This window comes from Bradyrhizobium sp. RDI18, assembly GCF_043203335.1.
Lineage (GTDB): Bacteria > Pseudomonadota > Alphaproteobacteria > Rhizobiales > Xanthobacteraceae > Bradyrhizobium > Bradyrhizobium retamae.
This window is the reverse complement of sequence record NZ_JBICRN010000008.1, coordinates 6,677,941-6,703,449: the sequence shown is the minus strand read 5'-3', so window position 1 is coordinate 6,703,449 and position 25,509 is coordinate 6,677,941. Positions and strand designations below refer to the sequence as shown.

At 61.7% G+C, this 25,509-nt stretch carries 28 protein-coding genes and 1 pseudogene; 13 read left to right on the top strand and 16 right to left on the bottom strand.

Annotation, left to right across the window (positions count from 1 at the left end):
* Positions 1-46 precede the first annotated feature (46 nt).
* Both ACFXS9_RS41325 and ACFXS9_RS41320 read left to right on the top strand, forming a co-directional pair.
* Entirely contained in the window at positions 47-805 is a 759-nt protein-coding gene (locus ACFXS9_RS41325) for an SDR family NAD(P)-dependent oxidoreductase (protein WP_392699211.1), read from the top strand.
* A gap of 7 nt (positions 806-812) precedes the next feature.
* Positions 813-1,986: pseudogene (locus ACFXS9_RS41320) on the top strand (cytochrome P450).
* A 21-nt stretch (positions 1,987-2,007) separates the two neighbouring features.
* On the opposite strand, the gene ACFXS9_RS41315 reads toward ACFXS9_RS41320, so the two are convergent.
* The 3 genes from ACFXS9_RS41315 to ACFXS9_RS41305 form a co-directional block, all read right to left on the bottom strand.
* Positions 2,008-2,205: a hypothetical protein gene (locus ACFXS9_RS41315; protein ID WP_392699210.1), complete on the bottom strand. Its 198-nt coding sequence runs from the start codon at positions 2,203-2,205 to the stop codon at positions 2,008-2,010.
* A 307-nt stretch (positions 2,206-2,512) separates the two neighbouring features.
* Positions 2,513-2,977, bottom strand: coding sequence for a YybH family protein (locus ACFXS9_RS41310; protein WP_392699209.1), 465 nt, complete (start codon positions 2,975-2,977; stop codon positions 2,513-2,515).
* 136 nt (positions 2,978-3,113) lie between these two features.
* Positions 3,114-3,680 carry a hypothetical protein gene (locus ACFXS9_RS41305; protein WP_392699207.1) on the bottom strand — a complete coding sequence of 189 codons (567 nt, stop codon included), beginning with the start codon at positions 3,678-3,680 and terminating at the stop codon, positions 3,114-3,116.
* A gap of 368 nt (positions 3,681-4,048) precedes the next feature.
* Between ACFXS9_RS41305 and ACFXS9_RS41300 the strand changes: the two genes are divergently transcribed.
* The gene (locus tag ACFXS9_RS41300) at positions 4,049-5,029 is read left to right on the top strand and encodes a GNAT family N-acetyltransferase (RefSeq protein WP_392699205.1); all 981 of its coding nucleotides are present in this window, start codon (positions 4,049-4,051) and stop codon (positions 5,027-5,029) included.
* 346 nt (positions 5,030-5,375) lie between these two features.
* Here the strand turns inward: ACFXS9_RS41300 and ACFXS9_RS41295 are convergent, their stop codons facing one another.
* The 3 genes from ACFXS9_RS41295 to ACFXS9_RS41285 all read right to left on the bottom strand — a co-directional run bounded on the left by ACFXS9_RS41295 (position 5,376) and on the right by ACFXS9_RS41285 (position 7,373).
* On the bottom strand, positions 5,376-5,978 hold the full coding sequence (locus tag ACFXS9_RS41295; RefSeq protein ID WP_392699203.1) for a DUF4337 domain-containing protein: 603 nt from the start codon (positions 5,976-5,978) through the stop codon (positions 5,376-5,378).
* Between the two features lie 397 nt (positions 5,979-6,375).
* Positions 6,376-6,816 carry a globin family protein gene (locus ACFXS9_RS41290; RefSeq protein WP_392699202.1) on the bottom strand — a complete coding sequence of 147 codons (441 nt, stop codon included), beginning with the start codon at positions 6,814-6,816 and terminating at the stop codon, positions 6,376-6,378.
* Positions 6,817-7,106: 290 nt separating this feature from the next.
* Complete coding sequence (locus tag ACFXS9_RS41285; RefSeq protein ID WP_028347019.1) at positions 7,107-7,373, bottom strand: DUF2277 domain-containing protein; 267 nt, start codon at positions 7,371-7,373, stop codon at positions 7,107-7,109.
* A gap of 130 nt (positions 7,374-7,503) precedes the next feature.
* Between ACFXS9_RS41285 and ACFXS9_RS41280 the strand changes: the two genes are divergently transcribed.
* Together ACFXS9_RS41280 and ACFXS9_RS41275 are read left to right on the top strand one after the other, a co-directional pair.
* Positions 7,504-7,743 (top strand): DUF2188 domain-containing protein, encoded by a 240-nt coding sequence (locus ACFXS9_RS41280; protein ID WP_392699200.1) that lies wholly within the window; start codon positions 7,504-7,506, stop codon positions 7,741-7,743.
* An 80-nt stretch (positions 7,744-7,823) separates the two neighbouring features.
* Positions 7,824-8,888, top strand: coding sequence for an alpha/beta fold hydrolase (locus ACFXS9_RS41275; protein WP_392700295.1), 1,065 nt, complete (start codon positions 7,824-7,826; stop codon positions 8,886-8,888).
* A 26-nt stretch (positions 8,889-8,914) separates the two neighbouring features.
* Here the strand turns inward: ACFXS9_RS41275 and ACFXS9_RS41270 are convergent, their stop codons facing one another.
* Positions 8,915-9,547: a hypothetical protein gene (locus ACFXS9_RS41270; RefSeq protein ID WP_392699198.1), complete on the bottom strand. Its 633-nt coding sequence runs from the start codon at positions 9,545-9,547 to the stop codon at positions 8,915-8,917.
* Positions 9,548-9,917: 370 nt separating this feature from the next.
* Here ACFXS9_RS41270 and ACFXS9_RS41265 point away from each other — a divergent pair, with 370 nt between their 5' ends.
* The 3 genes from ACFXS9_RS41265 to ACFXS9_RS41255 all read left to right on the top strand — a co-directional run bounded on the left by ACFXS9_RS41265 (position 9,918) and on the right by ACFXS9_RS41255 (position 12,219).
* Positions 9,918-10,271 carry a hypothetical protein gene (locus tag ACFXS9_RS41265; RefSeq protein WP_392699197.1) on the top strand — a complete coding sequence of 118 codons (354 nt, stop codon included), beginning with the start codon at positions 9,918-9,920 and terminating at the stop codon, positions 10,269-10,271.
* 116 nt (positions 10,272-10,387) lie between these two features.
* A complete protein-coding gene (locus ACFXS9_RS41260; RefSeq protein ID WP_392699196.1) occupies positions 10,388-10,990 on the top strand; it encodes an MSMEG_1061 family FMN-dependent PPOX-type flavoprotein in 603 nt (200 codons plus the stop codon).
* A 131-nt stretch (positions 10,991-11,121) separates the two neighbouring features.
* Complete coding sequence (locus ACFXS9_RS41255) at positions 11,122-12,219, top strand: ISAs1 family transposase (RefSeq protein WP_392692877.1); 1,098 nt, start codon at positions 11,122-11,124, stop codon at positions 12,217-12,219.
* A gap of 165 nt (positions 12,220-12,384) precedes the next feature.
* Here ACFXS9_RS41255 and bfr read toward each other — a convergent pair whose 3' ends face one another.
* A complete protein-coding gene (bfr, locus tag ACFXS9_RS41250; protein WP_057841789.1) occupies positions 12,385-12,870 on the bottom strand; it encodes a bacterioferritin in 486 nt (161 codons plus the stop codon).
* Between the two features lie 161 nt (positions 12,871-13,031).
* Positions 13,032-13,307 carry a bacterioferritin-associated ferredoxin gene (locus tag ACFXS9_RS41245; protein ID WP_392699194.1) on the bottom strand — a complete coding sequence of 92 codons (276 nt, stop codon included), beginning with the start codon at positions 13,305-13,307 and terminating at the stop codon, positions 13,032-13,034.
* A 358-nt stretch (positions 13,308-13,665) separates the two neighbouring features.
* On the opposite strand from ACFXS9_RS41245, the gene ACFXS9_RS41240 reads away from it, so the two are divergent.
* Positions 13,666-13,971: a hypothetical protein gene (locus tag ACFXS9_RS41240; protein WP_392700293.1), complete on the top strand. Its 306-nt coding sequence runs from the start codon at positions 13,666-13,668 to the stop codon at positions 13,969-13,971.
* A 358-nt stretch (positions 13,972-14,329) separates the two neighbouring features.
* Complete coding sequence (locus ACFXS9_RS41235; RefSeq protein ID WP_057841791.1) at positions 14,330-14,602, top strand: hypothetical protein; 273 nt, start codon at positions 14,330-14,332, stop codon at positions 14,600-14,602.
* Positions 14,603-14,862: 260 nt separating this feature from the next.
* Here the strand turns inward: ACFXS9_RS41235 and ACFXS9_RS41230 are convergent, their stop codons facing one another.
* The 4 genes from ACFXS9_RS41230 to ACFXS9_RS41215 form a co-directional block, all read right to left on the bottom strand.
* Positions 14,863-16,056, bottom strand: coding sequence for a lytic murein transglycosylase (locus tag ACFXS9_RS41230; RefSeq protein ID WP_392699193.1), 1,194 nt, complete (start codon positions 16,054-16,056; stop codon positions 14,863-14,865).
* A 73-nt stretch (positions 16,057-16,129) separates the two neighbouring features.
* Positions 16,130-16,717 carry a TIGR00645 family protein gene (locus ACFXS9_RS41225; protein WP_057853003.1) on the bottom strand — a complete coding sequence of 196 codons (588 nt, stop codon included), beginning with the start codon at positions 16,715-16,717 and terminating at the stop codon, positions 16,130-16,132.
* Between the two features lie 245 nt (positions 16,718-16,962).
* A complete protein-coding gene (gene ettA / locus ACFXS9_RS41220; protein WP_392699192.1) occupies positions 16,963-18,612 on the bottom strand; it encodes an energy-dependent translational throttle protein EttA in 1,650 nt (549 codons plus the stop codon).
* A 24-nt stretch (positions 18,613-18,636) separates the two neighbouring features.
* On the bottom strand, positions 18,637-18,885 hold the full coding sequence (locus ACFXS9_RS41215) for a hypothetical protein (protein ID WP_392700371.1): 249 nt from the start codon (positions 18,883-18,885) through the stop codon (positions 18,637-18,639).
* On the opposite strand from ACFXS9_RS41215, the gene ACFXS9_RS41210 reads away from it, so the two are divergent.
* Both ACFXS9_RS41210 and ACFXS9_RS41205 read left to right on the top strand, forming a co-directional pair.
* Positions 18,844-19,038, top strand: a complete 195-nt coding sequence (locus ACFXS9_RS41210) for a hypothetical protein (RefSeq protein ID WP_392699191.1) — start codon at positions 18,844-18,846, stop codon at positions 19,036-19,038. The genes ACFXS9_RS41215 and ACFXS9_RS41210 overlap by 42 nt on opposite strands.
* A 140-nt stretch (positions 19,039-19,178) precedes the next feature.
* A complete protein-coding gene (locus ACFXS9_RS41205) occupies positions 19,179-20,138 on the top strand; it encodes a D-2-hydroxyacid dehydrogenase family protein (protein ID WP_392699190.1) in 960 nt (319 codons plus the stop codon).
* 213 nt (positions 20,139-20,351) lie between these two features.
* On the opposite strand, the gene ACFXS9_RS41200 is transcribed toward ACFXS9_RS41205, so the two are convergent.
* Positions 20,352-22,937: an NAD-dependent epimerase/dehydratase family protein gene (locus ACFXS9_RS41200; RefSeq protein ID WP_392699188.1), complete on the bottom strand. Its 2,586-nt coding sequence runs from the start codon at positions 22,935-22,937 to the stop codon at positions 20,352-20,354.
* A gap of 61 nt (positions 22,938-22,998) precedes the next feature.
* Between ACFXS9_RS41200 and ACFXS9_RS41195 the strand changes: the two genes are divergently transcribed.
* The gene (locus tag ACFXS9_RS41195) at positions 22,999-24,006 is read left to right on the top strand and encodes a hypothetical protein (RefSeq protein ID WP_392699186.1); all 1,008 of its coding nucleotides are present in this window, start codon (positions 22,999-23,001) and stop codon (positions 24,004-24,006) included.
* Positions 24,007-24,023: 17 nt separating this feature from the next.
* Here ACFXS9_RS41195 and sseA read toward each other — a convergent pair whose 3' ends face one another.
* Positions 24,024-24,878, bottom strand: a complete 855-nt coding sequence (sseA, locus tag ACFXS9_RS41190) for a 3-mercaptopyruvate sulfurtransferase (protein ID WP_392699184.1) — start codon at positions 24,876-24,878, stop codon at positions 24,024-24,026.
* A gap of 116 nt (positions 24,879-24,994) precedes the next feature.
* Entirely contained in the window at positions 24,995-25,408 is a 414-nt protein-coding gene (locus tag ACFXS9_RS41185; RefSeq protein WP_392699183.1) for a rhodanese-like domain-containing protein, read from the bottom strand.
* Positions 25,409-25,509 lie beyond the last annotated feature (101 nt).

Below are 25,509 nucleotides of genomic sequence, written 5' to 3'. Positions count from 1 at the left end.
GCGCGCTTGCTATCCTCTGGCAAAACCAAGCAAGAGGAAACGCGCCATGCCACTTCTCCAAAATCACATCGCCGTTATTACCGGCGCAGGTTCCGGTATCGGGCGCGCGATTGCGAGCGGCTATGCACGGGAGGGCGCACGGGTCGTGCTGCTCGACAGGGACGAGAACGCGGTAGCCGAAGCGGCAAGGGAAATCGGCGACAAGGCCGTCAGCTTTGCGCTCGACGTCGCAAAACGCGAGGATTGCGTCGCGATGGCGAAGCAGATCGCCGGCAAGGTCGGCCAGGTCTCGATCCTCGTCAACAATGCCGGCATCGTCCGCCGCAACGGCATGCTGGGCGCGGCGGAGGCCGTGATCAGCGACTGGGAAGACATTATCGCGATCAACCTCACCGGCGTCTTCAACGTGACGCATGCCTTTCTCGAGCCCTTGCGCGCGAGCAAGGGGCGCATCGTCAACATCGGCTCGATCCAGTCCTTCGTGCATGTGCGCACGCCGAGCTCGCCGGCCTACACCGCCTCCAAGCACGGCGTGCTCGGCTTCACCAAGGCACTCGCCGCCGAACTCGGCAAGGAAGGCGTCCGCGTCAATGCAATCGGTCCGGGCTTCATCGCAACGCCACTGAACGCCAACGCTCGCGCCAACAATCCGGAACTGGTGAAGACCTTCATGGATCACACCCCGCTCGGGCGCGCCGGCACTGCCGAAGATATCGTCGGCCCCGCGATCTTCCTGGCGTCCGATCTGTCGGCTTACGTCTCCGGATCGATCGTGATGGTCGACGGCGGCTATCGGGCGGTGTGAGGCCATCATGTCCAACGCCCCGCACTTCGACATCGACGTCCCCGCCTTCTGGGCCGATCCCTACCCCGCGCTGGCGAAGATGCGGAAAAGAGGCGCCGATCGCGTTCGTGCCGCAGCTCGGCTCGACCGTGTTCACCCGGCGCGACGACATCTTCACCCAGGAGAAGCGCATCGACGTGTTCTCCTCACATCAGCCGAACGGGCTGATGAACGTGCTGATGGGCCACAACATGATGCGCAAGGACGGCGAAGCGCACATGACGGAGCGGCAGGCGATGTTTCCCGCGGTGTCGCCGCGCACGGTGCGCGATACCTGGATCCGGCAATTCCAAGCCCATGCCGACCGCATCCTCGATGAGCTCGTGCCGCAAGGCTCCGCCGATCTCTGCAAGGCGTTCGCGCTGCCGCTGTCGGCCGAATGCTTAAAAGACGTCACCGGACTGACCAACATGCGCTACCAGGACATGGACGCATGGTCGCAGGCGATGATCGACGGCATCGCCAATTACACCGGCAACAAGGAGGTCGAGGCGCGCTGCCATGCCGCGACCGCCGGCATTGATGCTGCGATCGACGACATGATTCCGGTGGTGAAGAAACACCCCAACACCTCGATCCTGAGCGTGCTGCTGGCTTCAGGCCAGAACATGCAAAGCATCCGCGCCAACATCAAGCTCGCAATCTCCGGCGGACAGAACGAGCCGCGCGATGCGATATCAGGCGCGACCTGGGCCTTGCTGACGCATCCCGATCAGCTCGCGCTGGTGCGCGGGGGAAAAGCAAAGTGGATCGACGTGTTCGAGGAATATGCGCGCTGGATCGCGCCGATCCAGATGTCGCCGCGCCGGGTCGCCAAACCGTGGACGTATCACGGCGTCGACTTCGAACCGGAGGACCGTGTGTTCTTCATGTTCGGATCGGCCAACCGCGACGAGGCCTGTTTCAACGACCCCGACCGTTTCGACATCACGCGCGATACGCAAAAGAGCATCGCCTTCGGCGCCGGCCCGCATTATTGCGCCGGCGCATTCGCCTCCCGCGCGATGGTCGCCGACGTCGCGTTGCCGAGCCTGTTCGCGCGGCTGCAGGGCCTGCGGCTGGACGAGCGCGAACCAGTGCGGATCGGCGGCTGGGCGTTTCGAGGACTGCTCAATCTTCCGGTGAAGTGGGGTGCGAACTAGCGTGTCTCTGCCGCGCAGGCATCAATCGTGCGGCAAGAGCCGCATGCGGCGGAACGACCAATGCATCGCGCGGTACCAGAAATAGCCGGCCAGCGCGCCGCAAACCGAGAGAATGATGATGTAGGCGGGATGATACTCGCCGCTCCACCACAGCATTCCGCCGATCCAGAAGACGGCGAAGAAGATAGCACCAAGCTTCAACCGCGTTGCCTGATCCATGTACCCCTCCGATGGCTGGCGATGGATGGCATCATGAGCGCTGCGACCTCGCCGCACCGTGAGCAGCGTCACGCTGCGCCGAGGCTATGAACCCATAAATCCAGAGTGGTTGGCGGACTTCCGCTTTGATGCGCGTTCCGGGCTCACATCGGACATCGCGTGAGGTCCGAAAAGGGCCAATTCCAGAAGTACAAGCAATTACCTATTGCGAGAAGATTGAGGCCGACGGTACCAGCCCAGAGCGCTCGAAAAACGGCGGTGTTGGTTGGCCACCGCCGCTTTGATCGCTCGCTAGCAATTCCTTGAGCTACTTTGCTGCTTGTTGCGGCTGCTGCGGCGGCGGCTTAGGAACCGACGTTAGCATACGGATCTTCCATTGCCCATTCTCACGAACGTCAAGAGCAGTCCAAATAACGTTCAATTCTAGAGGATCACCTTTCTCGCTCCTACCAGTAACGTGAGCTTCGCCAGTAACTAGAGCCATGCTTTCTGACAATGACTGAACCTCAGTCGTCTTTACCTCGAGGCGATTAAGTCCAGCTTTGAAAGCATCCTCATAATACTTCGTATTATCAGGCTCAATTCCATTCTGAGTAACACGCAGGTAGTTCTTCGTAAAAAGTGAAGTAATCCCGGCAGCATCCTTCTTGTTGAAGTGCTGCTCGTATGCTGAACCTATCTTCCCAATTTCCTCCTTGAGATTTTGATCTGATGCAGTCGCGGGAACTGCTGACAGTAACAGTGAGAAACATACAGCTCTAAATGTGCGCATGATGTTGGCTCCCTGCTGTTGATGCCTCCCTGGAAGAGAGGATGGAGACGAGGCTTACCTCCGTCCTCCTTAGCAACATCGATCACGCGGTCGCCGGGCTCACCGGGGGTAAAGCGGACGTGCTCCACGCTGGTCGTCACTTTTTACTCTGACCCACCGTTGAAGCTGGCAACCAATACTCACCCTCAGTCTGCAGCTGGTTCACGTTCTTGTCGGGCTCAAACACAGCACTGACCCTCAAGAAGCCGCGAATACCCTCGTATTTTCCGGTGCCGCCGGTATATCGAGTGACACCTGTGAAGGTGCTTTTCTTTGAACCATCGGGTGCGACCATGGTTTGGCTCGTTCCATCCCATTGAGAAAAGATCTTGTCGCCATTTTCGAGCAAGGTTACGTCGTATCCCCACGTTCGGCCATCGCGGTCGATGTAGTCGGAATAGCCTCGGGTCCATGACTCGGTGCGCTTGAGGTTCTCGTAGTTTGGCTTGTCGTTCGCATAGGTACGGTGGAGTTCGTAAACTCGTATCTGATGCCCCGGTACATCACCGACGTCGAGCACATGTTGCTGAGTATAGTTGGACTTAGCGGCTGTGGCGTCCTCGCTGACCTTGCATCTTTCTTGGGCCGACACTGCGGAGAAACAAATCGGGGTTAGCGCCAGACCGAACGATATGGCGTACATAAAGGGTGTCTTGTTTGACATAGCGTTCCCTCCGGTTAAGGAGCGCGTGCCCATTCGAAGCCGGATTGATCCGTCAAGCGGATGCTACGGCTCGGCACGATTCTTATTGGAACGAGGTTCGTCGCCGACACTGCCTCGAATGCCGAACGCGCTAACCCAGCATGGACCCCGTCCGAGGGGGTGTCAACGGCCGCGCGGCTGCAGTTGCGATGTGAGTTGGGTCGCCCAGGCCTGTCAGTTTCGTGCCATGAGCTGACGTCCATACCCAACGGCAGCTATCCTCACACATCAGGCAACATCGACCACTTGATCAACCTAGCTTGTTTGGATTGCGAGTACCCGAGCTGCTATCGTCGCTAGCGTGGACACTTCCAAAAAGGGAGGTGATCATGTCAGATCATAACGCCGGCGGCAACGCCGATCCGAAAGCGAGCCGCCCGGTGGTTGGCAGACTCGAGGAAGAAGATTTGCCGGAAGCTGCGCGGATTTTCCGTCTTGCCTTTGGTACCTTCCTTGGGGCTCCCAACCCGGACATGTTCTGGGCCGATCGGGACTACGTCTATGGCCGCCGGCAGGCGGCTCACGTGGCCTCGTTCGGCGCGACGCTGGATGGAAAATTAGTCGGCTCCAACTTTGCTACCAATTGGGGAAGCGTCGGCTTCTTCGGTCCATTGACTGTGCGTCCTGATCTCCAGGAGCGAGGTATCGCCCGAGCACTGCTTGGGAAAACCATCGAGCAGTTCGATACCTGGGACACGCGACACGTCGGGCTGTTCACATTCTCAGATAGCGCGAAGCATATCGCCCTATATCAAAAATACGGCTTTTGCGCGCGTTTCCTCACAGCAATAATGTCGGCAAAAGCGGTGCGCCAAACGGCAGCCGGATGGTTGCGCTTCAGCGAGTTAAGCCAAGTGCAGCGAGAGGAAGCTCTCCAGTCGTGCCGGGACGTAGCTGAAACGATTTGTCCTGGTCTCGACCTATCTGGCGAGATAGGGGCGACGCATGCGCAAGGTTTGGGTGATATAGTTTTGATTGAAGGTGCCCGTGGTATCGCGGCGTTCGCGGTGTGTCACTACGGGCCACGGAGCGAATCCGGAGCAGACACTTGCTTTGTTAAATTCGGTGCAGTCCGCGATGGGCAATCGGCCGAATACGATTATCATCGGCTACTGGACGCGTGCGAGGCGTTGGCGGTCGCTGCCGGCATGTCGAACTTGTTGGCTGGTGCGAACATGGCACGCCACGAAGCCTATCGGCATCTGGTCGGCCGCGGATTTCGCACCGAAATTCTGGGCGTGACCATGCACAGACAGAACGATCCCGGCTATTGTCGCCCCGGCGCCTATATCATCGACGATTGGCGATAACATCCAATAGGCATGACTTCCGGAACGGGTCAAAATGGCGCCATCACCAAACCTGGATGGCCGAAAAGTACGCTCGCTGGGACCGCGGCGAGCGCACGGCCCCGCCTTGGCAGTTACCGGGGTTCCAGCCAAAATCCGAGGGTGACAAATGATCGTGCGCGCGATGGCATTTGATTTTGCGCGCTACACGAAGTCGCCTCCTGCTGAGAGTCAGAAGCGGACATTGGCTACGCGACCAATATGTTGGCCAAAAGCTAACACCGAGGAATGCGCTGCCTGCGTCACATTGTCGTCGCTCCCTTCGTCCTTGCCAACAGCACCTGCACAACCATCCGCGTGCGGACTTCTATGCTGCCAGAAACGGTATCTCGACCGCCAGTGTATAGCCGTTGACCATCAGCAGGCCACCCGCGGCACCGACGATGCCGCCGACGATCGCAAGCCAGGGCAGCGTCGCGACGATGGAGACCGAGATCAGCACGATGGCGATCTGCAGAAGAGCTTCGGCATAGTCGAAGTAGGGATCCTGCTTCAGCGCATGGTCGCGCCTGCTCTCGTAGTCCTTGGCCCGCATCATCAATTCCTTCTTGCCCTCCTGCGTCTCGGGCTCGGACTCGTAGCGTGCCGCCGTCTTGCGATAGGCCTCCGCTTTTGCCTTCAGGGCCGTCCTGGCCTCGGCGTTGAGGCTTCCGTCCTGCAGGAACGCCAGTTCGATCGCGTCGGCCGCGAGGTTGTAGTCGGTCTGGCGGATGTTCTTGGCCTGGTAGAAGGCATAGTGGTTCGCGGCATAGAGGTTGTTGTTGGTCGCCTCCTTGCCGGCGTTGGCGCCGCCAAGCCCGGTGATGGCCAGCAGCATCGCCAGAATGGCGATGCCGACCGCCGCGCGCTGCTTGAAGCGGTCGTTCTCCTTCTCCTGATCCATCATGTCGGCGGCGTCTTCGGCTTTCATCGATCGGCTCCTCCTCGCTCCTAAAGGGCAGGCACGATAAACAACAGCGTTATGTCACCATCGCGACGCACGAGCACGTTGATTTGTTCCGCAGAATGCGGCAGGCGCGATCGGTCATACGAAGGGATCGGCAATTCCCACGCAGCGATCAAGGTTTACGCAAACGTTCGGATGCTTCAGTTCAAGCGTCACAGGAACGGCGCGCTGTTACGGGAGAGAAGTCGACCAACATGAGGTCGAAACAGGCCAGCCACAAGGCCAATACAAAAGGTTCGGTCCGGGTCGGTCATTAGCTGAATTCACAGCCCATCTCCGGCCCTTCCGTTCTGCCCGCGAGAACAGACGTTGCCCATCGTAATCGTCATGCCGGCGATGGGCCAAGAGGCGCCTGCCGGATTCAAATTGCCTGTGCGGTCGCGTTCTGTCGCGATGCGGCTGCCGCATCACGCATGACCCCGGACACGGTGCTGTATGCCACCACCCAGGCCGACTTCGCCGCTGGCGTCCAAGCCTCTTTCAACCCCTGCTCCAGTGTCCATAGCAAGGCTGCACCAACTGTGTCGTAATGCCGATCCTCTACGCCATACCGAATATGGTTTCGCCCGAGGATCTCTAGCGTCGGTACCAACGACGGCAAGTCATCGACACTGTTGATCACGGCACTCAATGCCTGGACCAGCTTCCGGCGCTGCTCTTTCATATCTGCATTCTTGAACAATCGCTGCAGCGATGGATCGAGCGTGAACAGTCTCTCATAGAACAAACCAGCCGCGATATCGCTGATCGGAATCACTTTCGCCCAGGTCGTCTTGAGAAGTTCTTTGGTTTCAGGAGACATGGCAGCACTTTCCTATCCGTTTGAATAATCTGGTCGGAACACTGCAAATATGACTGGGCCAACGCGCCAAGGTTCGATGCCGGCACAATGATTTGTTGAGATCAGTACGTTCTCTTATTGCGAACGGCCCCAAAAGGAGCAGCGGGTCGCAGTTCATCTTCAGACCCACAGCAACGGTCAGACTGACCAGCGCCGGCTCTATCAGGCCTGCTGCGGATTGCTGTCCCTAGCGCGATCTGCCGGAACTCGATGCCCGCTGCATTTAGTTGCGCGCTTATGAGTCCACGCCCCTAGCCAAACCGCGCCCGCGAGCGCTCCCTCGCCTTCTCGGCCTCGACCTCGCGGTCGCGCGGCGGGGCGTTGGTCTGCAGCGAGGCCAGCAAGCGCCGCGCGCTGTCGGAGACTTCGGAAACCGCGCGGTTGAACGCCTCGGCGTTCGCCTGCGACGGCGAATTGAAGCCGGAGAGCTTTCGCACGAATTGCAGCGCGGAGGCATGGATCTCCGCGTGCGTGGCCGGGGGATCGAAATTGAACAGGGTCTTGATGTTACGGCACATGGTGCTCTCTTCTGCAGAGGTCTTCGATCAAGGACGAACGGCCGGTGCAAAATCCGACGGCGTGGCTTATTCTGTCATTAAACTAGCGGCGTGTTCACCCCTGTCGGCACCTCGAAACAGCGAGTTCCCGATGCCCCACGTGACCTACAAGATCGTCGAACATGACGGCGGCTGGGCCTACACCGTCAACGGCGTGTTTTCCGAACCGTTTCCGAACCGCGCCGCGGCGCTGGCAGCCGCCCGGCGCGCGGCCGCCGAGCAGCGCGTGCCCGGGCGCACCGAGGTGATCGAGTACGAAACCGATGATGGAAGATGGCGGTCGGAGACCGCCGCCGGCAATGACCGGCCGGAAACCGAAGTGGAAGGTTAGTGCATTGTTCGGCGATCTAGTGTGCTAGGTTCCCCGTCAAGCGGTCCGCAAAGACGGCCGCAGTTTTTGGGGAGACCATGATGAATTTTTCGCATGCCGCCTTTTCGGCCGCCGTATTGGCCCTGACCTCCGTCACCGCCTTCGCCGCCGATTATCCCGCACCCAGGCAGGGCTACTGGATCGCCAAAAACTTCAAATTCCACACCGGCGAGACGATGCCGGAATTGCGGTTGCACTATACCACGATCGGCGAGCCGACCGGTCAGCCCGTACTGGTGTTGCACGGCTCGGGCGGCTCGGCCGCCAGCATGCTGACGGCCACCTTCGGCGGGGAGTTGTTCGGCCCCGGCCAGCCGCTGGATGCCGCGAAATACTACATCATCATTCCGGATAGCGTCGGCCACGGCAGATCATCAAAGCCCTCCGAAGGCATGAAAACCACGTTTCCGAAATACAATTACGAGGACATGGTCGGCGCGCAGTATCGCCTGGTCACGGAAGGTCTTGGTGTGAAGCATCTGCGCCTCGTGATCGGCAATTCGATGGGCGGCATGCACACCTGGATCTGGGGCGGCAAATATCCTGACTTCATGGACGCGCTGGTGCCGATGGCCTCGCAGCCGACCGAGATGGCGGCGCGCAACTGGATGCTGCGGCGGATGATGCTGGAGACCATCCGGAACGATCCCGATTACAATGGCGGCAACTACACCGTCCAGCCGCGCATGATGAAATACGCCATCAACGCCTTCGGCATCGCGACCGCCGGCGGCACGCTGGCCTATCAGGCGCTGGCGCCGACGGCGGCGAAGGCCGACAAGATGGTGGACGACCGGCTGGCAACCGCGGTTACCGCCGATGCCAACGACTTCATCTACCAATGGGAAGCCTCGCGCGATTACAATCCGGCGCCTTCGCTGGAGAAGATCGAGGCGACGCTGCTCTTGATCAATGCCGCCGACGACGAGCGCAATCCGCCGGAAACTGGCGTCACCGAGGCGGCGATGAAGCGCGTCAAGAACGGACGCCTGTTCCTGATCCCGACCTCCAGCGAGACGCGCGGCCATCTCACCACCGGCAATGCGAAGTTCTACAAGAAGGAGCTGCAGGAGTTGCTGCAGAGCGCGCCGCAACGGGCGATGTGAACCGATATTCGTGAAAGCGGAGGCGATTATCTTCGAAACTCGGGGCAACTGCCCCATGGAACGTTGCGCGCGCGCTCTTTGTCGGGAGTACCTTTCAGCCCGGCGTGCAGAACGTTCACTGCCTGCAACTCGTATCGATCGGTGGCGAGGTCATGAGAAAAGATCACGTCAATGGTCGTGTACCACCATATTAGGCAAAGAACACACACAGGCGCGAAACGCACTTGCGGCAGGTAGTATGTGAAACGGACGCGCGAACCGGCGCGTTCTTGAGTTTGAACGTATTCTGCGCCCATGCTGCGCATGACGGCATGGCCCGAAGCAAGTTGGCGATTCATGGACGCGTCGGGTCCAGCAAGCTCTCTGATATGCGAGAGAAGCTGACCATCGAGATTGCTGTTGAAAAATGCTGTCGGGCCTCGAAAGCCCCTGTCCGACGGCCAAAACACCCCATTCGACAAATCGGGCCATACCGTCCAGCGTTGCTCGCCGGCTCGCGACAATATGTTCTGGTATTCGGCATCGCTAATCGAACCGATGCTGCATTTCTCAAGTCCGAAACGTTCGGTAAAGCTGAAAGCCCAGAGCAATATTGGGAGCGCAAACAGCAATCCCACAGGTGAAAGCAGGCCTATTGCAATCTTCGGGTTCGTGCCCAACGCGTTTCCAATCGTGAAGATGACCGTAGAGCCGCTCCTTCCACCAACCGCGGGCGGTTAGACCGCATGTCAGGCAGCTTGCGGCGCCCGGCAGCTCACCACGAATCCGTAGGCGAGATCGATAGCACGTTCGTACTTTTCCTAGTTCAGGCAGCAACCAGTGCGCTGCGATCGTTGAACCGGCCGTGGGTCGCATCAAACTGTGTACAGGACGAAGTCCCGACTTCGCACCGCATCAAATTTGCTTCGCTCACATCGCTCATTATTTGAGCGTGCATCGACACGCGGGCTCCGCTTGAATTGTCCTCGGATTACAGATCGTGAGCGGCATGCGCCGTCGCGAGGAAGAGACAACGCAGCGGAGGATCGGATGCGAAGGCTTGCGCCATTCGGCTTGCTCGTCTGCCTTTCGGTGCTGGCCGGCGCAGCGCTCGCTGTCGACAGGGGCCAGTACGATCACGTGCCGCCTGATATCCGCGCCTGGTTCAAGAGCGTGATCGCGCCGAACGGCGTGCCATGCTGCGATGAGTCGGATGGGCATCGCACCAGCTACGACGTTCGCGGCGGCGCCTATTGGGTGCCGATCGAGGGCCAATGGATGCAGGTGCCCGAGCGCGCGGTCATTCGCGATCAGGGCAACCCGATCGGCGAAGCCGTGGTGTGGTACGTGCACCACCGCGGCAGCATCATCATTAGCTGTTTCGTGCCGGCGGACGCGGTTTGACCAGAGGACGTCATTGCGAGGAGCGATAGCAATGACGGAGCCAGAAGCCTTCCAACCTGGGGATGACGTGAAAATGCGAGGGTGGTAGTCTGTCAAAAACTGACCGGAGGAATCCCTTGTCCGATCTTGCCCCTGGCGACCTCGCCACGATCTATCCCGCTCCCACGCCGCGCGTGATCGCCAAGGCGCGGCCGGAGATCGACGCGCACGCGAAAAAATTCATCGGCATGTCCCCGTTCTGTGTGCTCGCCACCTCAGGCTCGGACAGCAGCGTCGATGCATCGCCACGCGGCGGCAACCCCGGTTTCGTCCATGTCGCCGGACCGAACCTGCTCTTGATGCCGGATCGCTCGGGCAACAACCGCATCGACAGCTTTCGCAATATCGTCGAGGGCTCGGGCTTCGTACAGTTGATCTTCTTCGTACCCGGGATCGACGAGACGCTGCGTGTCGGCGGCAAGGGCAAGCTATCTGTCGATCCGGAGCTGATGGCGTCGATGATCGAGTTCGGCAAGCCGCCGCGTGCGGTGCTGCATATCGACGTGAGGGAAGCCTATTTCCACTGTGGCAAGGCGCTGATGCGCTCGAAACTGTGGGCGGCCACGCAGGTCGAACGCTCGGTAATGCCGAGCATCGGCGAAGTGATCCACGATCAGACCGGCCTTGGCGAGCGCGAAAGCCAGGCCGAGATCTACGCGCGCTATAAGGCGCAGTTGTAGGGAAGATTGTCTTGGCGATCGATCACCCTCCCCTGGAGGGGCAGGGGAATCGCATGTTCAATTCCGTAAGTTATTGCGAAGCGGTGAGAAATTGATTCTGAAGGTAGCTCCTGATTCGGATGGAGCGGCCGATGAATCGATTTGCGGAGTGCTTCGAGGAACTGCCGGACCCGCGCGCGGACAATGCGCTGCACGATCTGACGGAGATTTTGTTCATCGCCTTGATGGCGACGCTGTGCGGGGCAACGAGTTGCACCGACATGGCGCTGTTTGCGCGAATGAAGGCCTATCTTTGGGAGGGCGTGCTGGTGCTCGAGCATGGTCTGCCGAGCCACGACACGTTCAGCCGCGTGTTCCGCATGCTCGATCCGAAAGCGTTCGAGAAAGCCTTCCAGCGCTTCATGAAAGCCTTTGCCGAAGGCGCGAAGATCGAACGGCCAAAAGGCGTGATCGCGCTCGACGGCAAAGCGCTGCGGCGCGGCTACGAGCGCGGCAGGAGCCACATGCCGCCGGTCATGGTGACCGCTTGGGCGGCGCAGACCCGCATGGCGCTGGCCAACGTGCAGGCGCCGAACAACAACGAAGCTGCTGGCGCGTTGCAGTTGATCGAACTTCTGCAGCTCAAAGGCTGCGTGGTGACGGCCGATGCGCTGCACTGCCATCGCGGCATGGCCAAGGAGATCGTGGCGCGGGGCGGCGATTACGTGCTGGCGGTGAAGGAGAACCAGCCAGCGCTGTTGGCCGACGCCAGGGCGGCGATTGCCGCAGCGGTGCGCAAGGGCAAGAAGCCGGTTTCCACCACCGAGGCAGATCATGGCCGAAAGGAAAAGCGCAGCGTGCTTGTCGTGCCCGTCAAGGATATGGAGCGGAAGCACAACTTTCCGGGCCTCAAAGCCGTCGCGCGGATCAGCAGCAAGCGCGGCAAGGACAAAACCGTCGAGCGCTACTTCCTGATGAGCCAAAACTACAGCCGCACGCAGGTTCTGCGCATCGTTCGCACCCATTGGACCATCGAAAACGGCCTGCACTGGCCGCTCGATGTCATCCTCGACGAGGATCTGGCCCGCAATCGCAAGGACAACGGCCCGGCCAACCTTGCCGTACTCAGGCGCCTTGCCCTCAATGTTGCCAGAGCCCATCCCGACACAACCACCTCCTTGCGCCTCAAGCTCAAGCGCGCTGGCTGGAACGATGCCTTCCTCTTCGAACTCATTGCTCACATGCGATAGCCCTGCCTGGAGGGGAGGGTCGACGCTCATGCAATGAGCGGCGGGGTGGGGTGACGGTCTATCCTCTCGATCAGTGCCCGAGTGGAGAGATCACCCCACCCCGTCTCGCATTTCGCTTCGCTCAATACGAGCCGACCCTCCCCTTCCAGGGGAGGGTGAGACGCCTCAGTCCCCGTTCTCCAGGCCGCCGACGTGCTTCTGGGTGTAGAGCTCAAGCCCGATGCGCTGGATCAGGTCAAGCTGGGTTTCGAGGAAGTCGATGTGATGTTCCTCGTCCTTCATCACGGTCTCGAACAAGTCACGCGAGACGTAATCCTTCACGCCATGGCAGTAGGTCGCCGCTTCCTGATAGAGCGTGCGCGCGGTCATCTCGGTTGCGAGATCGCATTCGATGATTTCCCTGACGTTCTGGCCTATCCGGAGCGGATCGAGCACCTGCATGTTGGGAAAACCGTCGAGGAACAGGATCCGATCGGTGAACTTGTCGGCGTGTTCCATCTCTTCGATGGATTCCTTGCGCCAGACCTTGGCAAATTCCAAAAGACCCCAATTGTTCAGGAGCCGGTAATGCAGCCAGTACTGGTTGATCGCGGTGAGCTCGCTGCGCAGGCCCTTGTTGAGATAGTCGATGACTTTGGGATCGCCCTGCATGGTCCACTCCAATTTTCCCAGGCCAGACGCGGCCTGACACTGCATTTAGAACGCTTCTAAATCAGTTTGGTGCCGAGGGCAACTGTTCCGCGGAAAAAGCGGTGGGAACCTGAGAAATCAGGGCTTTCAGAAGGGATTTCAGAAGGGATTTCAGAGGGATTTCAGCAGGCCGCGAGGGCGAAGGCGGGGGCGGCCTCCTGCGCAGGCTCGTCGTTGGCGGCCTGGCGCGTGTGCGGGCAACCGGAGCAGCACTCCTTGGCGCAGGCGCCGAGCGCTTCGTCGATGATGGTCTTGATGGTGCGCGCGCAACGGCCGCATTCGGCGCTGCAGCCGAGGCAACCGTAAATCTGTTTGGGATTTCGCGGCAGGTCCGAAGCTGCAGTCACAGCATTACGGACATCGTGGTCGCTCAACACGTTGCAGGAACAGACGATCATGAAACCGGTAAAACCTTGGGTGATGCGGCTTCATCGATATTTAAGAGCGCGCCGAGATGCAAAAGGAAAAGCCGCATTTTCAAGCAATTCCAAACTGATGCCGGGCAAACACTGGAATGACTCTAAAAAGGAGTATTGCGGTAAATCAATCCGCCGCTGGCTTGCCGGGGTTCTTCGCATCAGTCGCCGCCACAGCCGAACCCAGGGATCTTTAGTATCGCCGCACCGCAGCCTGCGCGCCTCCTCGCATTTTCGTCATCCCCAGAGCGGCGGCTGTTCATTGATCATTCAAGCGAAATGTGGAACTTTTGCCCGGACGGAACTTAAGGTTCGTTTGCTCCACGAGAAAGGTGAAGCCATGAAGAAGACATTGATGGCGCTCGGCGCCGCCGCCGCGTTGGCCGTTTCGGCCGTGGCTGTTCCCGCCCAAGCCCAGCGCGGCGTTGCGGCGGGCGTCGCCGCCGGATTGATCGGCGGCGCCATTGTTGGCGGCGCGATTGCTTCGCAGAACGGCTATTATTACGGCCCGGGCTATTATGAGCCCGGCTATGGCGGCCCGGCCTATGTCGTCGATCCCGGCTACGGTGAGTCCTGCATCTGGCAGCGGCAGCGGTTCTGGGATGGCTATGGCTGGCGGGTCCGCAACGTCAGGGTCTGCGACTAGAGCCTTGTCCGTTTCGATGAAATCGAAACGGGGCTCTAGATCCTTATCTTGACGCGTTTTCTTAATGCGAACCGGTTTCCACCCACGGATCAAGTCCGAGGGCATGCTTCGCTCGAAAACGCTCTTGCGGCCGTTCATCTTCATTAAATTGCGCTCAAAACCCCGGAAAAGCAGGTGCTTTTCCGGGGTGCTTGGGTTTTCCGGCCCGAAAAAGACCGTTTTTTTCCGCGACCGTTTGAAGACGTTTACTTTCGATTGACCCATGTGCGCTTTTTTAGCGAAGCGGCAGTTCGAAACAGCGTGTGAGTCATCCCCTAAACCCGGCGCCCGAAGGCGTCACTCCAGGAGAGCCCAGGACATGAAGAAGACATTTGCTGCCTTCGTCGCAGTCGCAACGATTGCCGGTTCGCTTGCCTCGACGCCTGCAAGTGCACAGCGTGGCGTTGCCGCAGGCGTGGCGGCCGGCTTGCTCGGCGGCGCGATCATCGGTGGCGCGATCGCCTCCAGCCGCCCGGCTTACGGCGGTCCGGTGTATGTGGAAGAGGCGCCCTATCCGGCGTGCCGCATGGTTCGCGAGCGCTTCTGGGATGGCTACGACTGGCGCTATCGCCGCGTCGAGGTCTGCCACTGATCTGATCGATCGGCGCGCGAGATACGCGTGTTGATCAAAAGCCCGGCCGAGATCTCGGCCGGGCTTTTTTTTCGCCAAAGAAACCCGGATGTTTGCTCACCCTCCCCTGGAGGGGGAGGGTCGACGCTCATGAATGAGCGGCGGGGTGGGGTGACGGTCTCTCCGCGTCCAACAGTGCCCGAGAGGAGAGATCACCCCACCCCGTCTCGCATGTCGCTTCGCTCCACACGAGCCGACCCTCCCCCTCCAGGGGAGGGTGACTATCGCCCCGCACTCATCGAACGCAGCACTGTTTCGCTCGGCCAGCAATCGACCTTGAGGCCCGCCGACTTCTGATACGCGCCCAATGCCGCACGGGTCTGCATGCCCGCCTTGCCGTCGAGTTTGTCCTTGTAGAGACCGATGCGCGTCAAATGGCGCTGCATGGCCTCGACATCGGCGGAGCGCAACTGCGTCGAGGCCGACCACGGTGTTGCGAACGGCAGCGGGCTCGCCATGCGGTCGGCGAGATGGCCGACGAACAGCACATACAGATCGGAAAAATTGTATTCCTTGATAACGAAGTAGTTCTTCGTGGTCAGGAACGACGGGCCGTAGATGCCCTCCACCTGCAATAGCGAGGCCGGCTGCGCCTGTTCGGCCGCACTCAGCCTTTGTCCGCGCACCGGCACGAAGCCGGCGCGCAGCCACTCGGCGATCGGCTTCGTCACCTCGGGCACGCCCATGGTGCAATCGACGTTGGCCGGCGCCTTCACCTCATAGGCCCAGCGCACGCCCGCCTGCCAGCCCTTGTTGACGAGCTGTTGCGCGGCGGACGCCAGCGCGTCCGGCACGGAATTCCAGATGTCGACACGACCGTCGCCGTCAAGATCGATGCCGTGCTTGTAATATTCGGACGGCAGGAACTGGGTGAGACCGGTCGCGCCGGCCCACGACGAGCGGAAGTCCTTGCGCGCAACAGCGCCCTCGCCGAGAAGTTTGAGCGCCTGAATAAACTCGGTGCGATACTGATCCTTGCGCCGGCCGACATAGGCCTGCGTCGCGACCACGCGGAGCATGTCGTGAGGCAGGCGATAGCGCCCGAAATCGGTCTCGCGGCCCCAGATCGCGAGCACGACGCTAGCCGGTACACCGAAGCGCTTTTCGATTTCGGTCAGCGCAGCGCGATGCTTCTGCATCAGCTTCTGCCCTTCGGCCGCCAGCCGCGCGATGGAAGCTTCCTTCAAATAATCGGCCGGCACCTGCACAAATTCGGCCTGCGCCGGCGCGCCGGTGGGCGGCCGGCCCGGCAGCAAGAGATCAGGCAGTTTGTAGTCAGGCTCCAGTCCTTGCGTTTCGCGATCGAACGTCGCGCGCGACACGCCGGCCGCCTGCGCTTCCGGCCACAACGAGGCGATGAACTGGGTGAAGGCGGCGTCGGCGGCGCGGGCCGGACGCATAGCGCCCGGCGTCATCGCTGCCAGTATCAGAACCGCGGCTATCAACCTCTGTCGCAAACCGGAATCCTGTCGATCGACACGTCGCCCATCAATGCGAGGCGGCCTTGGCATGCTCGGTGGAAACATTCGACAATCTGTCGACATAGGCAATGCCGATCGCCGACAGAATGAAAACCGTGTGGATGATGGTCTGCCACATCACGCCGGTTTCGGTGTAGCCGGACTTGCCCGAGGCCAATCCTCCGGCCTCGATGAAGGTGCGCAACAGATGGATCGACGAGATGCCGATGATGGCCATCGCCAGCTTGATCTTGAGCACGCTGGCGTTGACGTGGCTGAGCCATTCCGGCTGATCGGGATGTCCTTCCAGATTGAGACGGGAGACGAAGGTCTCGTAGCCGCCGACGATGACCATCACCAGCAGGTTCGAAATCATCACCACGTCGATCAGGCCGAGGACCGCCAGCATGATCTGCTGTTCGCTGAAATCGAAGGCGTGGGCGAACAGGTGCCACAACTCCTTCAGAAACAGCACCACATAGACACCCTGCGCGACGATCAGGCCAAGATAGAGCGGCAGTTGCAGCCAGCGGGAGCTGAAGATCAGCAGCGGGACCGGACGCAATGCCTTCCTCTGAGCTTTGGGCGGCAAGGGCGTTTCGGGAGTAAGGGACATTCAGAAGGGCTCGCTGGAGGATTCGAATTGCGGAAGGATGGCTATATCTACGCAATCTGACCGCGCTGTGAAGCGACAACTGGCCGCAGCGCATATTACGGGATCGTCACGTTAGCCGGAGCTTCAAGGCAAAATAGCGGTGTTGCACGCCCCGCCTAAAGTTTCCGCAAGGCCCGATCCCGCTATCGAGACGACCACGTTGGGAATGCAACGACAATGTCGCGGCGTTCAGCGTTTGCCTGAAATCACCTCGTCAGCTTCTTGTACTTCACGCGGTGCGGAATGATGCTGTCCTGGCCGAGCCGGCGCATCTTGTCCTTCTCGTAATCCTGGAAGTTGCCTTCGAACCATTCTACATGGCTGTCGCCTTCGAAGGACAGGATGTGGGTGGCGATGCGGTCGAGGAACCAGCGATCATGGCTGATGATGACGGCGCAGCCGGCGAAATCCTCCAGTGCCTCTTCCAGCGCGCGCAGCGTATCGACGTCGAGGTCGTTGGTCGGTTCGTCGAGCAGCAGCACGTTGGCGCCTGATTTGAGCATCTTGGCCAGATGCACGCGGTTGCGCTCGCCGCCTGACAGCGCGCCGACCTTCTTCTGCTGGTCGGCGCCCTTGAAATTGAACGACGAGCAATAGCCGCGCGAATTGACCTCGCGCTTGCCGAGCAGGATCAATTCGTTGCCGCCGGAAATCTCCTCCCACACCGTCTTCTTGCCGTCGAGATCGTCGCGCGACTGGTCGACGTAGCCGAGGTGAACGCTCTCGCCGACGGTGATGGTGCCCTTGTCCGGCTCTTCCTGCCCGGTGATCATGCGGAACAGCGTGGTCTTGCCGGCGCCGTTGGGGCCGATCACGCCGACAATGCCGCCCGGCGGCAGCTTGAAAGTGAGATCCTCGATCAGCACGCGGTCGCCGAACGCCTTGGTGAGCCCTTCGAAATCGACCACGTTCTGGCCGAGGCGCTCGGCCACGGGAATGGTGATCTGCGCTGCCTGAGTCTGCTTCTCGCTCGCCTGCTTGAGCAGGTCCTCATAGCGCTGATAGCGCGCCTTGGACTTGGCCTGGCGCGCCTTCGGTGAGGACGCGATCCATTCCTGCTCGCGGGCCAGCGTCTTCTGGTGCGCGGCCTCCTCGCGGCCCTCCTGCTCGAGGCGCTTCTGCTTCTGCACCAGCCAGGACGAATAGTTGCCCTCGTAGGGAATGCCGCGGCCGCGGTCGAGCTCGAGGATCCAGCCGGTGACGTTGTCGAGGAAGTAGCGGTCGTGGGTTACGATCAGGATCGCGCCGGGGTAATTGCGCAGGTGGCCTTCCAGCCACGACACCGACTCGGCATCAAGGTGGTTGGTCGGCTCGTCCAGCAGCAAGAGATCCGGCTGATCGAGCAGCAATTTGCACAGCGCGACGCGGCGGCGCTCGCCGCCGGAGAGTTTTGTCACGTCGGAATCATCGGGCGGGCAGCGCAGCGCGTCCATCGCCTGGTCGACCTTGCTGTCGAGATCCCAGAGACTCGCGGCCTCGATCTGGTCCTGCAATTTGGTCATCTCGTCGGCGGTCTCATCCGAATAGTTCATCGCCAGCTCGTTGTAGCGATCGAGGATCGCCTTCTGCTTGGCGACGCCCTGCATGACGTTTTCGCGGACGGTAAGCGCAGTGTCCAGGTGCGGCTCCTGCTCGAGGTAGCCGACGCGGGCGCCCTCGGCGACCCAGGCCTCGCCGCTGTATTCCTTGTCGAGACCGGCCATAATCTTGAGCAGGGTCGACTTACCGGAACCGTTGACGCCGAGCACGCCGATCTTGGCGTCCGGGTAGAAGCTCAGATGGATGTTATCGAGCACCTTTCGGGTCGGGTAGCTCTTGGTCAGACCCTGCATGAAATAGATGAACTGGCGAGCCATCGCGATCCTTGGAATCGTTGGATTTTACGGAAATTTGCTGCCGCTGATGTAGCGGCGCGGCCCCCAAAGGGCAACCGCGGCAGGGGCGTTTTCCATCCGTTCACCACGGATGAATACGGGATCGTCACCATGTCCGCCGAGATCCCGACAATTGAAACTATCTTTTAATAAATCAGGCGAAAACTCGTTTTCAGCGCCGAAAAAGGCGTCTTGAAAACAAGGGCCCGCGTCATGGCTACGATCGGTTTGGCATCCCTTTCCGCCCCGGCTCATGCAAGCGCCGGACTGGCAAAACCGTTGGCAGAACTCCGCGCTTTCTGGCGCCAGTTCGTGGCCAAGGCGTTCAACCCCTACCGCCCGGAACTGCACTATATGCGCGGCCCGGGACCGGCCTGGCGCGCCAAGCATCCCGGCTATTCGAACTGAGTTTGCTGGTTTTGAGCCTGCCCTGCATTTGAGCCTGCCCTGCGTTTAGTCCGCTTGCGCCGCTACCGAATGCGCGCAACCATGGCGACCTTTCCGACGGCGTTTCCCGCCGTCATCCTCGCCATCAACGGACCTCGCAAATGACGCGGCTGCGCTGTGCAATCCTCGACGACTATCTCAATGTGGCGCTTAAGGTCGCCGACTGGTCCAAGGTCACCGACCGCGTCGACGTCACGGTGTTCAACCAGCCGTTTGCGAACGCGGAAGCCGCGGCCGCCGCGCTCAAGGATTTCGAGATCATCTGTGCGATGCGCGAGCGCACGCCGTTCCCTCGCACCATGTTTGCAGGGCTGCCCAACCTAAAACTCCTGATCACCTCGGGCCTGCGCAATGCCGCCATCGATATGGAGGCCGCCAAGGACCACAAGGTGGTGCTGTGCGGCACGAAATGGGGCCGCGACCCGACGGCGCCATTGACCATGGGCCTGATCCTGGAGCTGACCCGCAATATCGGCCGCGAAAACGCCCGCATGCATGCCGGCGAGCCGTTGCAGGCACATGTCGGCATGGAGATCGAGGGTCGCACGCTCGGGGTGATCGGCCTCGGCAAGCTCGGCACCAAAGTATCGAAGCTGGCGCAGGCCTTCGGCATGAACGTGATCGCCTGGAGCCAGAACCTGACGCCGGAAAAGTGCAAGGAGGTCGGCGTCACTTATGTGAGCAAGGAAGAGCTGTTCTCGACCGCCGACATCGTCACCATCCATGTGGTGCTGAGCCAGCGCACGCGCGGGCTGGTCGGGCGCGATGACCTCGCGCGGATGAAACCGACCGCCTATCTCGTCAACACCGCGCGCGGGCCGATCGTCGACGAAGGCGCGCTATTGGAAGCGCTGACGCAAAGGAAGATCGCAGGTGCCGGCATCGACGTGTTCTCGGTCGAGCCGCTGCCGGTCGACCATCCTTTCCGCAAGCTCGATAACATGGTGCTGACGCCGCATCTCGGCTACGTCACCGAGGACAGCTTTCGAAACCACTATCAGCAGATGGTCGAGGGCATCGATGCCTGGTTCAAGGGCGAGCCGAAGCAGCGGCTGGCCTAGGGCAGGATGAATTAGATTTGATTGCGACCACGAACAAGGCGCGCTCCCTCTCCCGCTTGCGGCGGAGGGTTGGGGTGGGGGTGTCTCCGCGGGCGATACTGCCCGAGTGGAGAGAGCCCCCACCCGGCGCTTCGCGCCGACCTCCCGCGCAGGCGGGAGAGGTAAAGCGCGTCTGCGGCCAACTCATCTGTCTACATCATGCTTTAGTCACGCTCAGGCTGCGTGCTGCGCGGTTGCGCCGCTGGCAACCTCCGCAAATCCCTGACGCCACGACGGATGCGCCGGCTGCCAGCCCAGCTCGCGCCTGGCCTTGGCGTTGGAGCCTGACCGCACCTCCGTCATCATCGAAACCAGGTGCTCGCCGGCGAACAACCGACCAAGCCAAGCCGGCACGCAGATCGGCGGCCTGGCTCCGACCAGCGTGGCAAGAGCAGGCAGCCATTCGGCGACCGGCGCCGGTTCATCGTCGACGATGTTGTAGATCTCGCCGGGCTTGCCGCGCTCGATGGCAGCGACGGTAGCGGACGCCGCATCATCGACATGGATGAACGACCACTGTCCGCCGCCGCCGCCGATCAGCGGCACGCGGCGGCGCTGCACCTGTTGGATCATCGCGCGTGAGAGCATGCCGGTGTCGGGGCCATAGAACGACCCATATCGCAGGACGATCCCGTCGAGATTCGCCGAGCTGGTGACGGCGTCCTCCAGATACTGAAGCGCGTCCAGCGTGCGGCGCAGTTCTTCCGGCGGATCGAAATCGAACGGATCGGCCTCCGTCTTGATCGGGTCGCCGCTGCGGCCGTAGGTCCAGCCGCAGAAGCTCTGGGCGATGAAGCGCTTCACGCCGGCCTCGCGTGCGGCTGCCAACAGAAAATCGGTGCCCTGCGTGCGCAATCGATTCGTGGTGGCGAACGCGCGATCGAAATGCCTGAGATCCGTGACCGCGGCGAGATCTGTCATCTGGTCGATGATGACATCCGGCTTCGCTGCAAGCACTGCGGCGCGAATGGCCGGCGCGTCGAGCCCATCGACGATCGCAGGTTCCGCGCCCATCCGTCTGATGATCTCGGCCTTCGCCGCCGTTCGCGTCGTGCCAACGACGGAATGACCGCCCGCAATCAAGGCGGCAACTAGCGGACGGCCCACAGCGCCAGTGGCGCCTGCAACAAAGATCCGCATGGCAAATCCTCCTGCTACTGCCCCACAATTCTGGCCGGCAGGTAGTCGAAGGAAATGTAAATTCAAGCGCGCGAATGTGGCTAAAGGCCCCCTGTACATCCGGACTTGTTCCGCAAAGGCCACGCCGCATCGCGCGCGGATCGACAACAAAAAAGGCGCGCCGTGGGCGCGCCTTCGAAACGTCGTTGTGACTGAGAACCTACCGAATCGTGACCGGGGCGGGCAGCGGCGGCACCACCGCCGGCTGCGCACCGGAACCGGGCGCCAGTTGGGCCTGAGCCGGTCGGGGGCTGCTGCGGCAGCCGGGCCAGCGGCGGGCGGCGGAGCGGCTGACGCGCTTGCGGTATTGGCGGGCGGGGGGCCACCGGGCATCACCACCACGCGGGTACCGACCTTGGCGCGCTCGAACAGGTCGGAGACGTCCTCGTTCAGCATGCCGATGCAGCCCGAGGAGACGAACTTGCCGATCGTCGAAGGCTGGTTGGTGCCGTGGATGCGGTAGATGGTCGAACCCAGATACATTGCACGTGCGCCGAGCGGATTGCCAGGGCCGCCGGCCATGAAGCGCGGCAGATAGGGCTGGCGCTCGATCATCTCGGTCGGCGGATGCCAGTCCGGCCACTCGGCCTTGCGGCTGATCTTCTGCACGCCGTTCCAGGTGAAGCCGTCGCGGCCGACGCGGACGCCGTAGCGGATCGCACGTCCGCCACCGAGGACGTAATAGAGGTGGGTATTGGCGGTATCGACGACGATGGTGCCCGCGGGCTCCTTGGTCGTGAAGGCCACTTCCTGGCGGCGCAGATGCGGCGGAAGCTGCGCAGGGCCGACTTCCGGCTGCTCTTCCGGCGGCAGCGCGGCGAGTTGCACCGGCTTGCCATCAGCTCCAACGGCGGGTTGCTGCGATTGCGGGAGCGCGCCAGTGGCGGCGGGCGCGGCCGCCGGTGCGGCGCCGATGGCCCCCGGCGGGCGCAGACCGGCGCGGTCGTCGTTCGGATAGACGATGCCGGCACCGGGAATGCGGCTGTCGCCGCGGTCCGAATAGACCGGCTGCTGCGCACCGGGCGGACGGTCCGCATAGATCACCGGCGGCGGACCGGCCGGGCGGCCGTAACGCGGATCGTCGGGCGAAAGGATCGGGCCCGTCGGCGTCGCGGCGCCACGGTCCGAATAGGCCGGGCCAGCGGCCGGCCGGCCATAGCGCGGGTCGTCCGGAGAAAGGATCGGGCCGGTGGGCACCGGGGCGCCGCGGTCCGAATAGACCGGGGCAGTGGCCGGGCGGCCATAGCGAGGATCGCTGGGCGATAGCACCGGGCCGGGCGGCGGCAACGCGGCCGAACTCGGCGCGTTCGGCGCCTCGTCGTCTTCCAGTGCGTCGAAATCAGGTTCGCCGGGGCGGCGATCGTCAACCGCATAGCCACCGGGCACGTACGGTCCCGGAGCTGTCGAATAGACTTGGCCGGGAGCTGACGGATAGCTCTGCGCATGGGCGAGCGAAGTTCCCGCCATACCAGCGGCAATGGCGGCACAAATCGTCAAAATGCGGTTGTTCATCATCGCCTTTGTATAGACCCCAAGCCCCACCGGACGGTTAACGGCAGATGACGGAAGATCGCGGCGCATTCAAGACAAATCCGCGAAATTCGGCCCAAACCAGTCATTTGTGATCGCAGCCAAGCTGCGTGTGATCGCAGCCGAGCTGCGGCAAAGATGCCTCAGGACGGCGGAAATCGCCGCAGGCGGGTGGTGCGCGACGTCGAACCGCAGATTTTGTAACAAAAAGCCACCGGGCATTGAGATACTCTCAAATCGGCCTGATTCGCGCGCGCCCCACCCTCCGCCGCTTCCGGCCCGCACAGTGGTCACCGCGTTCCCTTGGCAAGCAATAACCCTTCCGAGATCAAGGAGGGTGGAACCCTGGTCCATGCTTCCCGGCTTTCGTTTTTTGTTCATCGCGATCGTGCTGTCGATGTCGATCCTGGTTTTTGGTCTTGGCGCTGCCGCCCTGTTGCGGGCCGCGCATGAGGAATTTGCCAATCTTCGCTCGCGACGGGCGGCGCCCGAGCCGATGTTCGCCCGCCAGAACGACGACTCGCTGCCGAGCTTGGCGTTGATGCGCGTCGACCCACCCGTCGCGGAGAGGCCGGCCGACAACGTCGCGGCCGCCGCCGTCCCCGAAGCAGCCTCGGAGGCACCGGCATCGACCCTGCAGTCTCCAGACGTCAGTCCGGCGGAGCCCGAGCAGCTGGCTGCGGCGACGCCGGCAGAGCCGGAGATGATTGCGGAGACACCGGTTGCTCTGGCTTCCGCGGCCCAAACCGAGGCACCCGCTCCCAGTGCGGAAGTGAAACTCGCCGCCGTCCCTGGCACGCCGGAGCCCACCGCTGCCGCCGCCTCGCCTCCCGCGGCGCCGGCAACGGACGCGCCGTCACTTGAAGACAACGCCGCTGTGACCAGGATCGCGACGCTCGGCGGTCCCGCCGTCATCGTCGATGAAAAGACATCGGCCAAGACCACAGAAGCGAAGCCCGATCGGAGCGCAATCAAGAAGCAGGCTACACAGCGGGCCCGGGAAAAGCGGCAAATTGCAGCGGCGCGCCGCGCACGTTTGGCACGTGAGGCAGCGCTGACTCTGCAGCAGCAGCAACCCAATCCGTTCTTTCCGCTCCCGATGACGAGCGCGACGAGGTAACGTCCAAAATTTGAGGATCAGGCCGGGCCGGTCGCAACCGGGGGACCGTCGGCGGCGCCCCACTCCGTCCACGAGCCGTCATAGAGTGCCGGGTTCTCGACGCCGAGACGATAGAGCGCCAGCGTCAGTACGGCGGCACTGACGCCGGATCCGCAGCTCGTCACGATCGGTGCATCGAGCTTCACGCCGGCGCCTGAGAACGCCGCGCGCAACTCATCGAGCGGCTTCATCGTGCCGGTCGCGGCATCGAACAGATTGTTGTAGGGCAGGCTGAGGCTGCCGGGGATGTGCCCCGAGCGAAGTCCCGGCCGCGGCTCGGCGACCTTGCCCTGATAGCGTTCACTGGCGCGCGCATCGATCACCTGCTCGGCGCGGGTCGCGAGGTTTTCGACCAATTGCTGCATGCTGCGCGTGCGCCGCGCATCGAACGTCGCCTTGAACGTCGAAGGCTTCGGCGTCACCTGCCCGCTCTCGACCTTACGGCCTTCCGCGACCCACTTCTTCAGGCCGCCATCGAGCACGCGCACGTCCTTGCCGAACGACAGAAACATCCACCACGCCCGGGGTGCGGCGACCCAGCCGCCGGAATCATAGACCACGACGGTATCGTCATTGCCGATCCCGAGCGCGCCGGCATCGCGGCCGAATTGCTCGGCGGAAGGAAACATGTGCGGCAGCGGATTGGAATGGTCGGACACCGCATCGACGTCAAAGAACACCGCGCCCGGAATATGCGCGGCGAGATAGTCGTCTTTCGGCAGCGGCATCACGCCCGGCATCTTGAACGTGGCATCGACGATTTTGACGTTGGAATCGTTCAGGTGCGCGGCGAGCCATTCGGTGGAGACGAGCGGGTCAGTGGTGGTTGGCATGACAAAATCCTTGCTGTCATTCCGGGGCACGCGAAGCGTGAACCCGGAATCTCGAGATTCTCAGGTGCGCAATCGCGCACCATAGTTCGCTTCGCGCCCCGGAATGACGGGAAAACCTAAGTCTTCTTCTTCGGCTCCCATTTCTCGACCGGGCCGCCAGCGTCGCGCCAGGCGGCGAAGCCGCCGCCCATATGCGCAACCGGCTTCAGGCCCATGTCCTGCGCGGTCTTGGCCGCGAGCGCCGAGCGCATGCCGCCGGCGCAATGGAAGATGAACTTCTTGTCTTCCTGAAAGATCGGCTTGGCATAGGGGCTTTGCGGATCGATCCAGAATTCCAGCATGCCGCGGGTGCAGGAGAACGCGCCGGGAATCTTGCCCTCGCGTTCGATCTCGCGGGGATCACGGATATCGACGATCACGACGTTGGGATCCTGCGCAGCCTTGATGGCCTCAGTGGCGCTGACAGTCTCGATCTCGGCATTGGCTTCGTCGATCAGGGATTTGATGCCACGGTGAATGGTCTGGGGCATTGTGTTTCCTCTTGTGTTTGTGCGCGTGTCCCGGACGCGGTGCAGCACCCCTTCGGTGATGCACCGCAGAGCCGGGACCCAGATCGCAGCCGATAGGGCCC

What these genes read in the sequence shown, in the direction of transcription:
- ACFXS9_RS41325 (WP_392699211.1), top strand. Translation starts at nt 47, where the DNA reads ATGCCACTTCTCCAAAATCACATCGCCGTTATTACCGGCGCAGGTTCC.
- ACFXS9_RS41315 (WP_392699210.1), bottom strand. Translation starts at nt 2,205, where the DNA reads ATGGATCAGGCAACGCGGTTGAAGCTTGGTGCTATCTTCTTCGCCGTC.
- ACFXS9_RS41310 (WP_392699209.1), bottom strand. Translation starts at nt 2,977, where the DNA reads ATGCGCACATTTAGAGCTGTATGTTTCTCACTGTTACTGTCAGCAGTT.
- ACFXS9_RS41305 (WP_392699207.1), bottom strand. Translation starts at nt 3,680, where the DNA reads ATGTCAAACAAGACACCCTTTATGTACGCCATATCGTTCGGTCTGGCG.
- ACFXS9_RS41300 (WP_392699205.1), top strand. Translation starts at nt 4,049, where the DNA reads ATGTCAGATCATAACGCCGGCGGCAACGCCGATCCGAAAGCGAGCCGC.
- ACFXS9_RS41295 (WP_392699203.1), bottom strand. Translation starts at nt 5,978, where the DNA reads ATGAAAGCCGAAGACGCCGCCGACATGATGGATCAGGAGAAGGAGAAC.
- ACFXS9_RS41290 (WP_392699202.1), bottom strand. Translation starts at nt 6,816, where the DNA reads ATGTCTCCTGAAACCAAAGAACTTCTCAAGACGACCTGGGCGAAAGTG.
- ACFXS9_RS41285 (WP_028347019.1), bottom strand. Translation starts at nt 7,373, where the DNA reads ATGTGCCGTAACATCAAGACCCTGTTCAATTTCGATCCCCCGGCCACG.
- ACFXS9_RS41280 (WP_392699200.1), top strand. Translation starts at nt 7,504, where the DNA reads ATGCCCCACGTGACCTACAAGATCGTCGAACATGACGGCGGCTGGGCC.
- ACFXS9_RS41275 (WP_392700295.1), top strand. Translation starts at nt 7,824, where the DNA reads ATGAATTTTTCGCATGCCGCCTTTTCGGCCGCCGTATTGGCCCTGACC.
- ACFXS9_RS41265 (WP_392699197.1), top strand. Translation starts at nt 9,918, where the DNA reads ATGCGAAGGCTTGCGCCATTCGGCTTGCTCGTCTGCCTTTCGGTGCTG.
- ACFXS9_RS41255 (WP_392692877.1), top strand. Translation starts at nt 11,122, where the DNA reads ATGAATCGATTTGCGGAGTGCTTCGAGGAACTGCCGGACCCGCGCGCG.
- bfr (WP_057841789.1), bottom strand. Translation starts at nt 12,870, where the DNA reads ATGCAGGGCGATCCCAAAGTCATCGACTATCTCAACAAGGGCCTGCGC.
- ACFXS9_RS41245 (WP_392699194.1), bottom strand. Translation starts at nt 13,307, where the DNA reads ATGATCGTCTGTTCCTGCAACGTGTTGAGCGACCACGATGTCCGTAAT.
- ACFXS9_RS41240 (WP_392700293.1), top strand. Translation starts at nt 13,666, where the DNA reads ATGAAGAAGACATTGATGGCGCTCGGCGCCGCCGCCGCGTTGGCCGTT.
- ACFXS9_RS41235 (WP_057841791.1), top strand. Translation starts at nt 14,330, where the DNA reads ATGAAGAAGACATTTGCTGCCTTCGTCGCAGTCGCAACGATTGCCGGT.
- ACFXS9_RS41230 (WP_392699193.1), bottom strand. Translation starts at nt 16,056, where the DNA reads ATGACGCCGGGCGCTATGCGTCCGGCCCGCGCCGCCGACGCCGCCTTC.
- ACFXS9_RS41225 (WP_057853003.1), bottom strand. Translation starts at nt 16,717, where the DNA reads ATGTCCCTTACTCCCGAAACGCCCTTGCCGCCCAAAGCTCAGAGGAAG.
- ettA (WP_392699192.1), bottom strand. Translation starts at nt 18,612, where the DNA reads ATGGCTCGCCAGTTCATCTATTTCATGCAGGGTCTGACCAAGAGCTAC.
- ACFXS9_RS41210 (WP_392699191.1), top strand. Translation starts at nt 18,844, where the DNA reads ATGGCTACGATCGGTTTGGCATCCCTTTCCGCCCCGGCTCATGCAAGC.
- ACFXS9_RS41215 (WP_392700371.1), bottom strand. Translation starts at nt 18,885, where the DNA reads ATGAGCCGGGGCGGAAAGGGATGCCAAACCGATCGTAGCCATGACGCG.
- ACFXS9_RS41205 (WP_392699190.1), top strand. Translation starts at nt 19,179, where the DNA reads ATGACGCGGCTGCGCTGTGCAATCCTCGACGACTATCTCAATGTGGCG.
- ACFXS9_RS41200 (WP_392699188.1), bottom strand. Translation starts at nt 22,937, where the DNA reads ATGCGCCGCGATCTTCCGTCATCTGCCGTTAACCGTCCGGTGGGGCTT.
- sseA (WP_392699184.1), bottom strand. Translation starts at nt 24,878, where the DNA reads ATGCCAACCACCACTGACCCGCTCGTCTCCACCGAATGGCTCGCCGCG.
- ACFXS9_RS41185 (WP_392699183.1), bottom strand. Translation starts at nt 25,408, where the DNA reads ATGCCCCAGACCATTCACCGTGGCATCAAATCCCTGATCGACGAAGCC.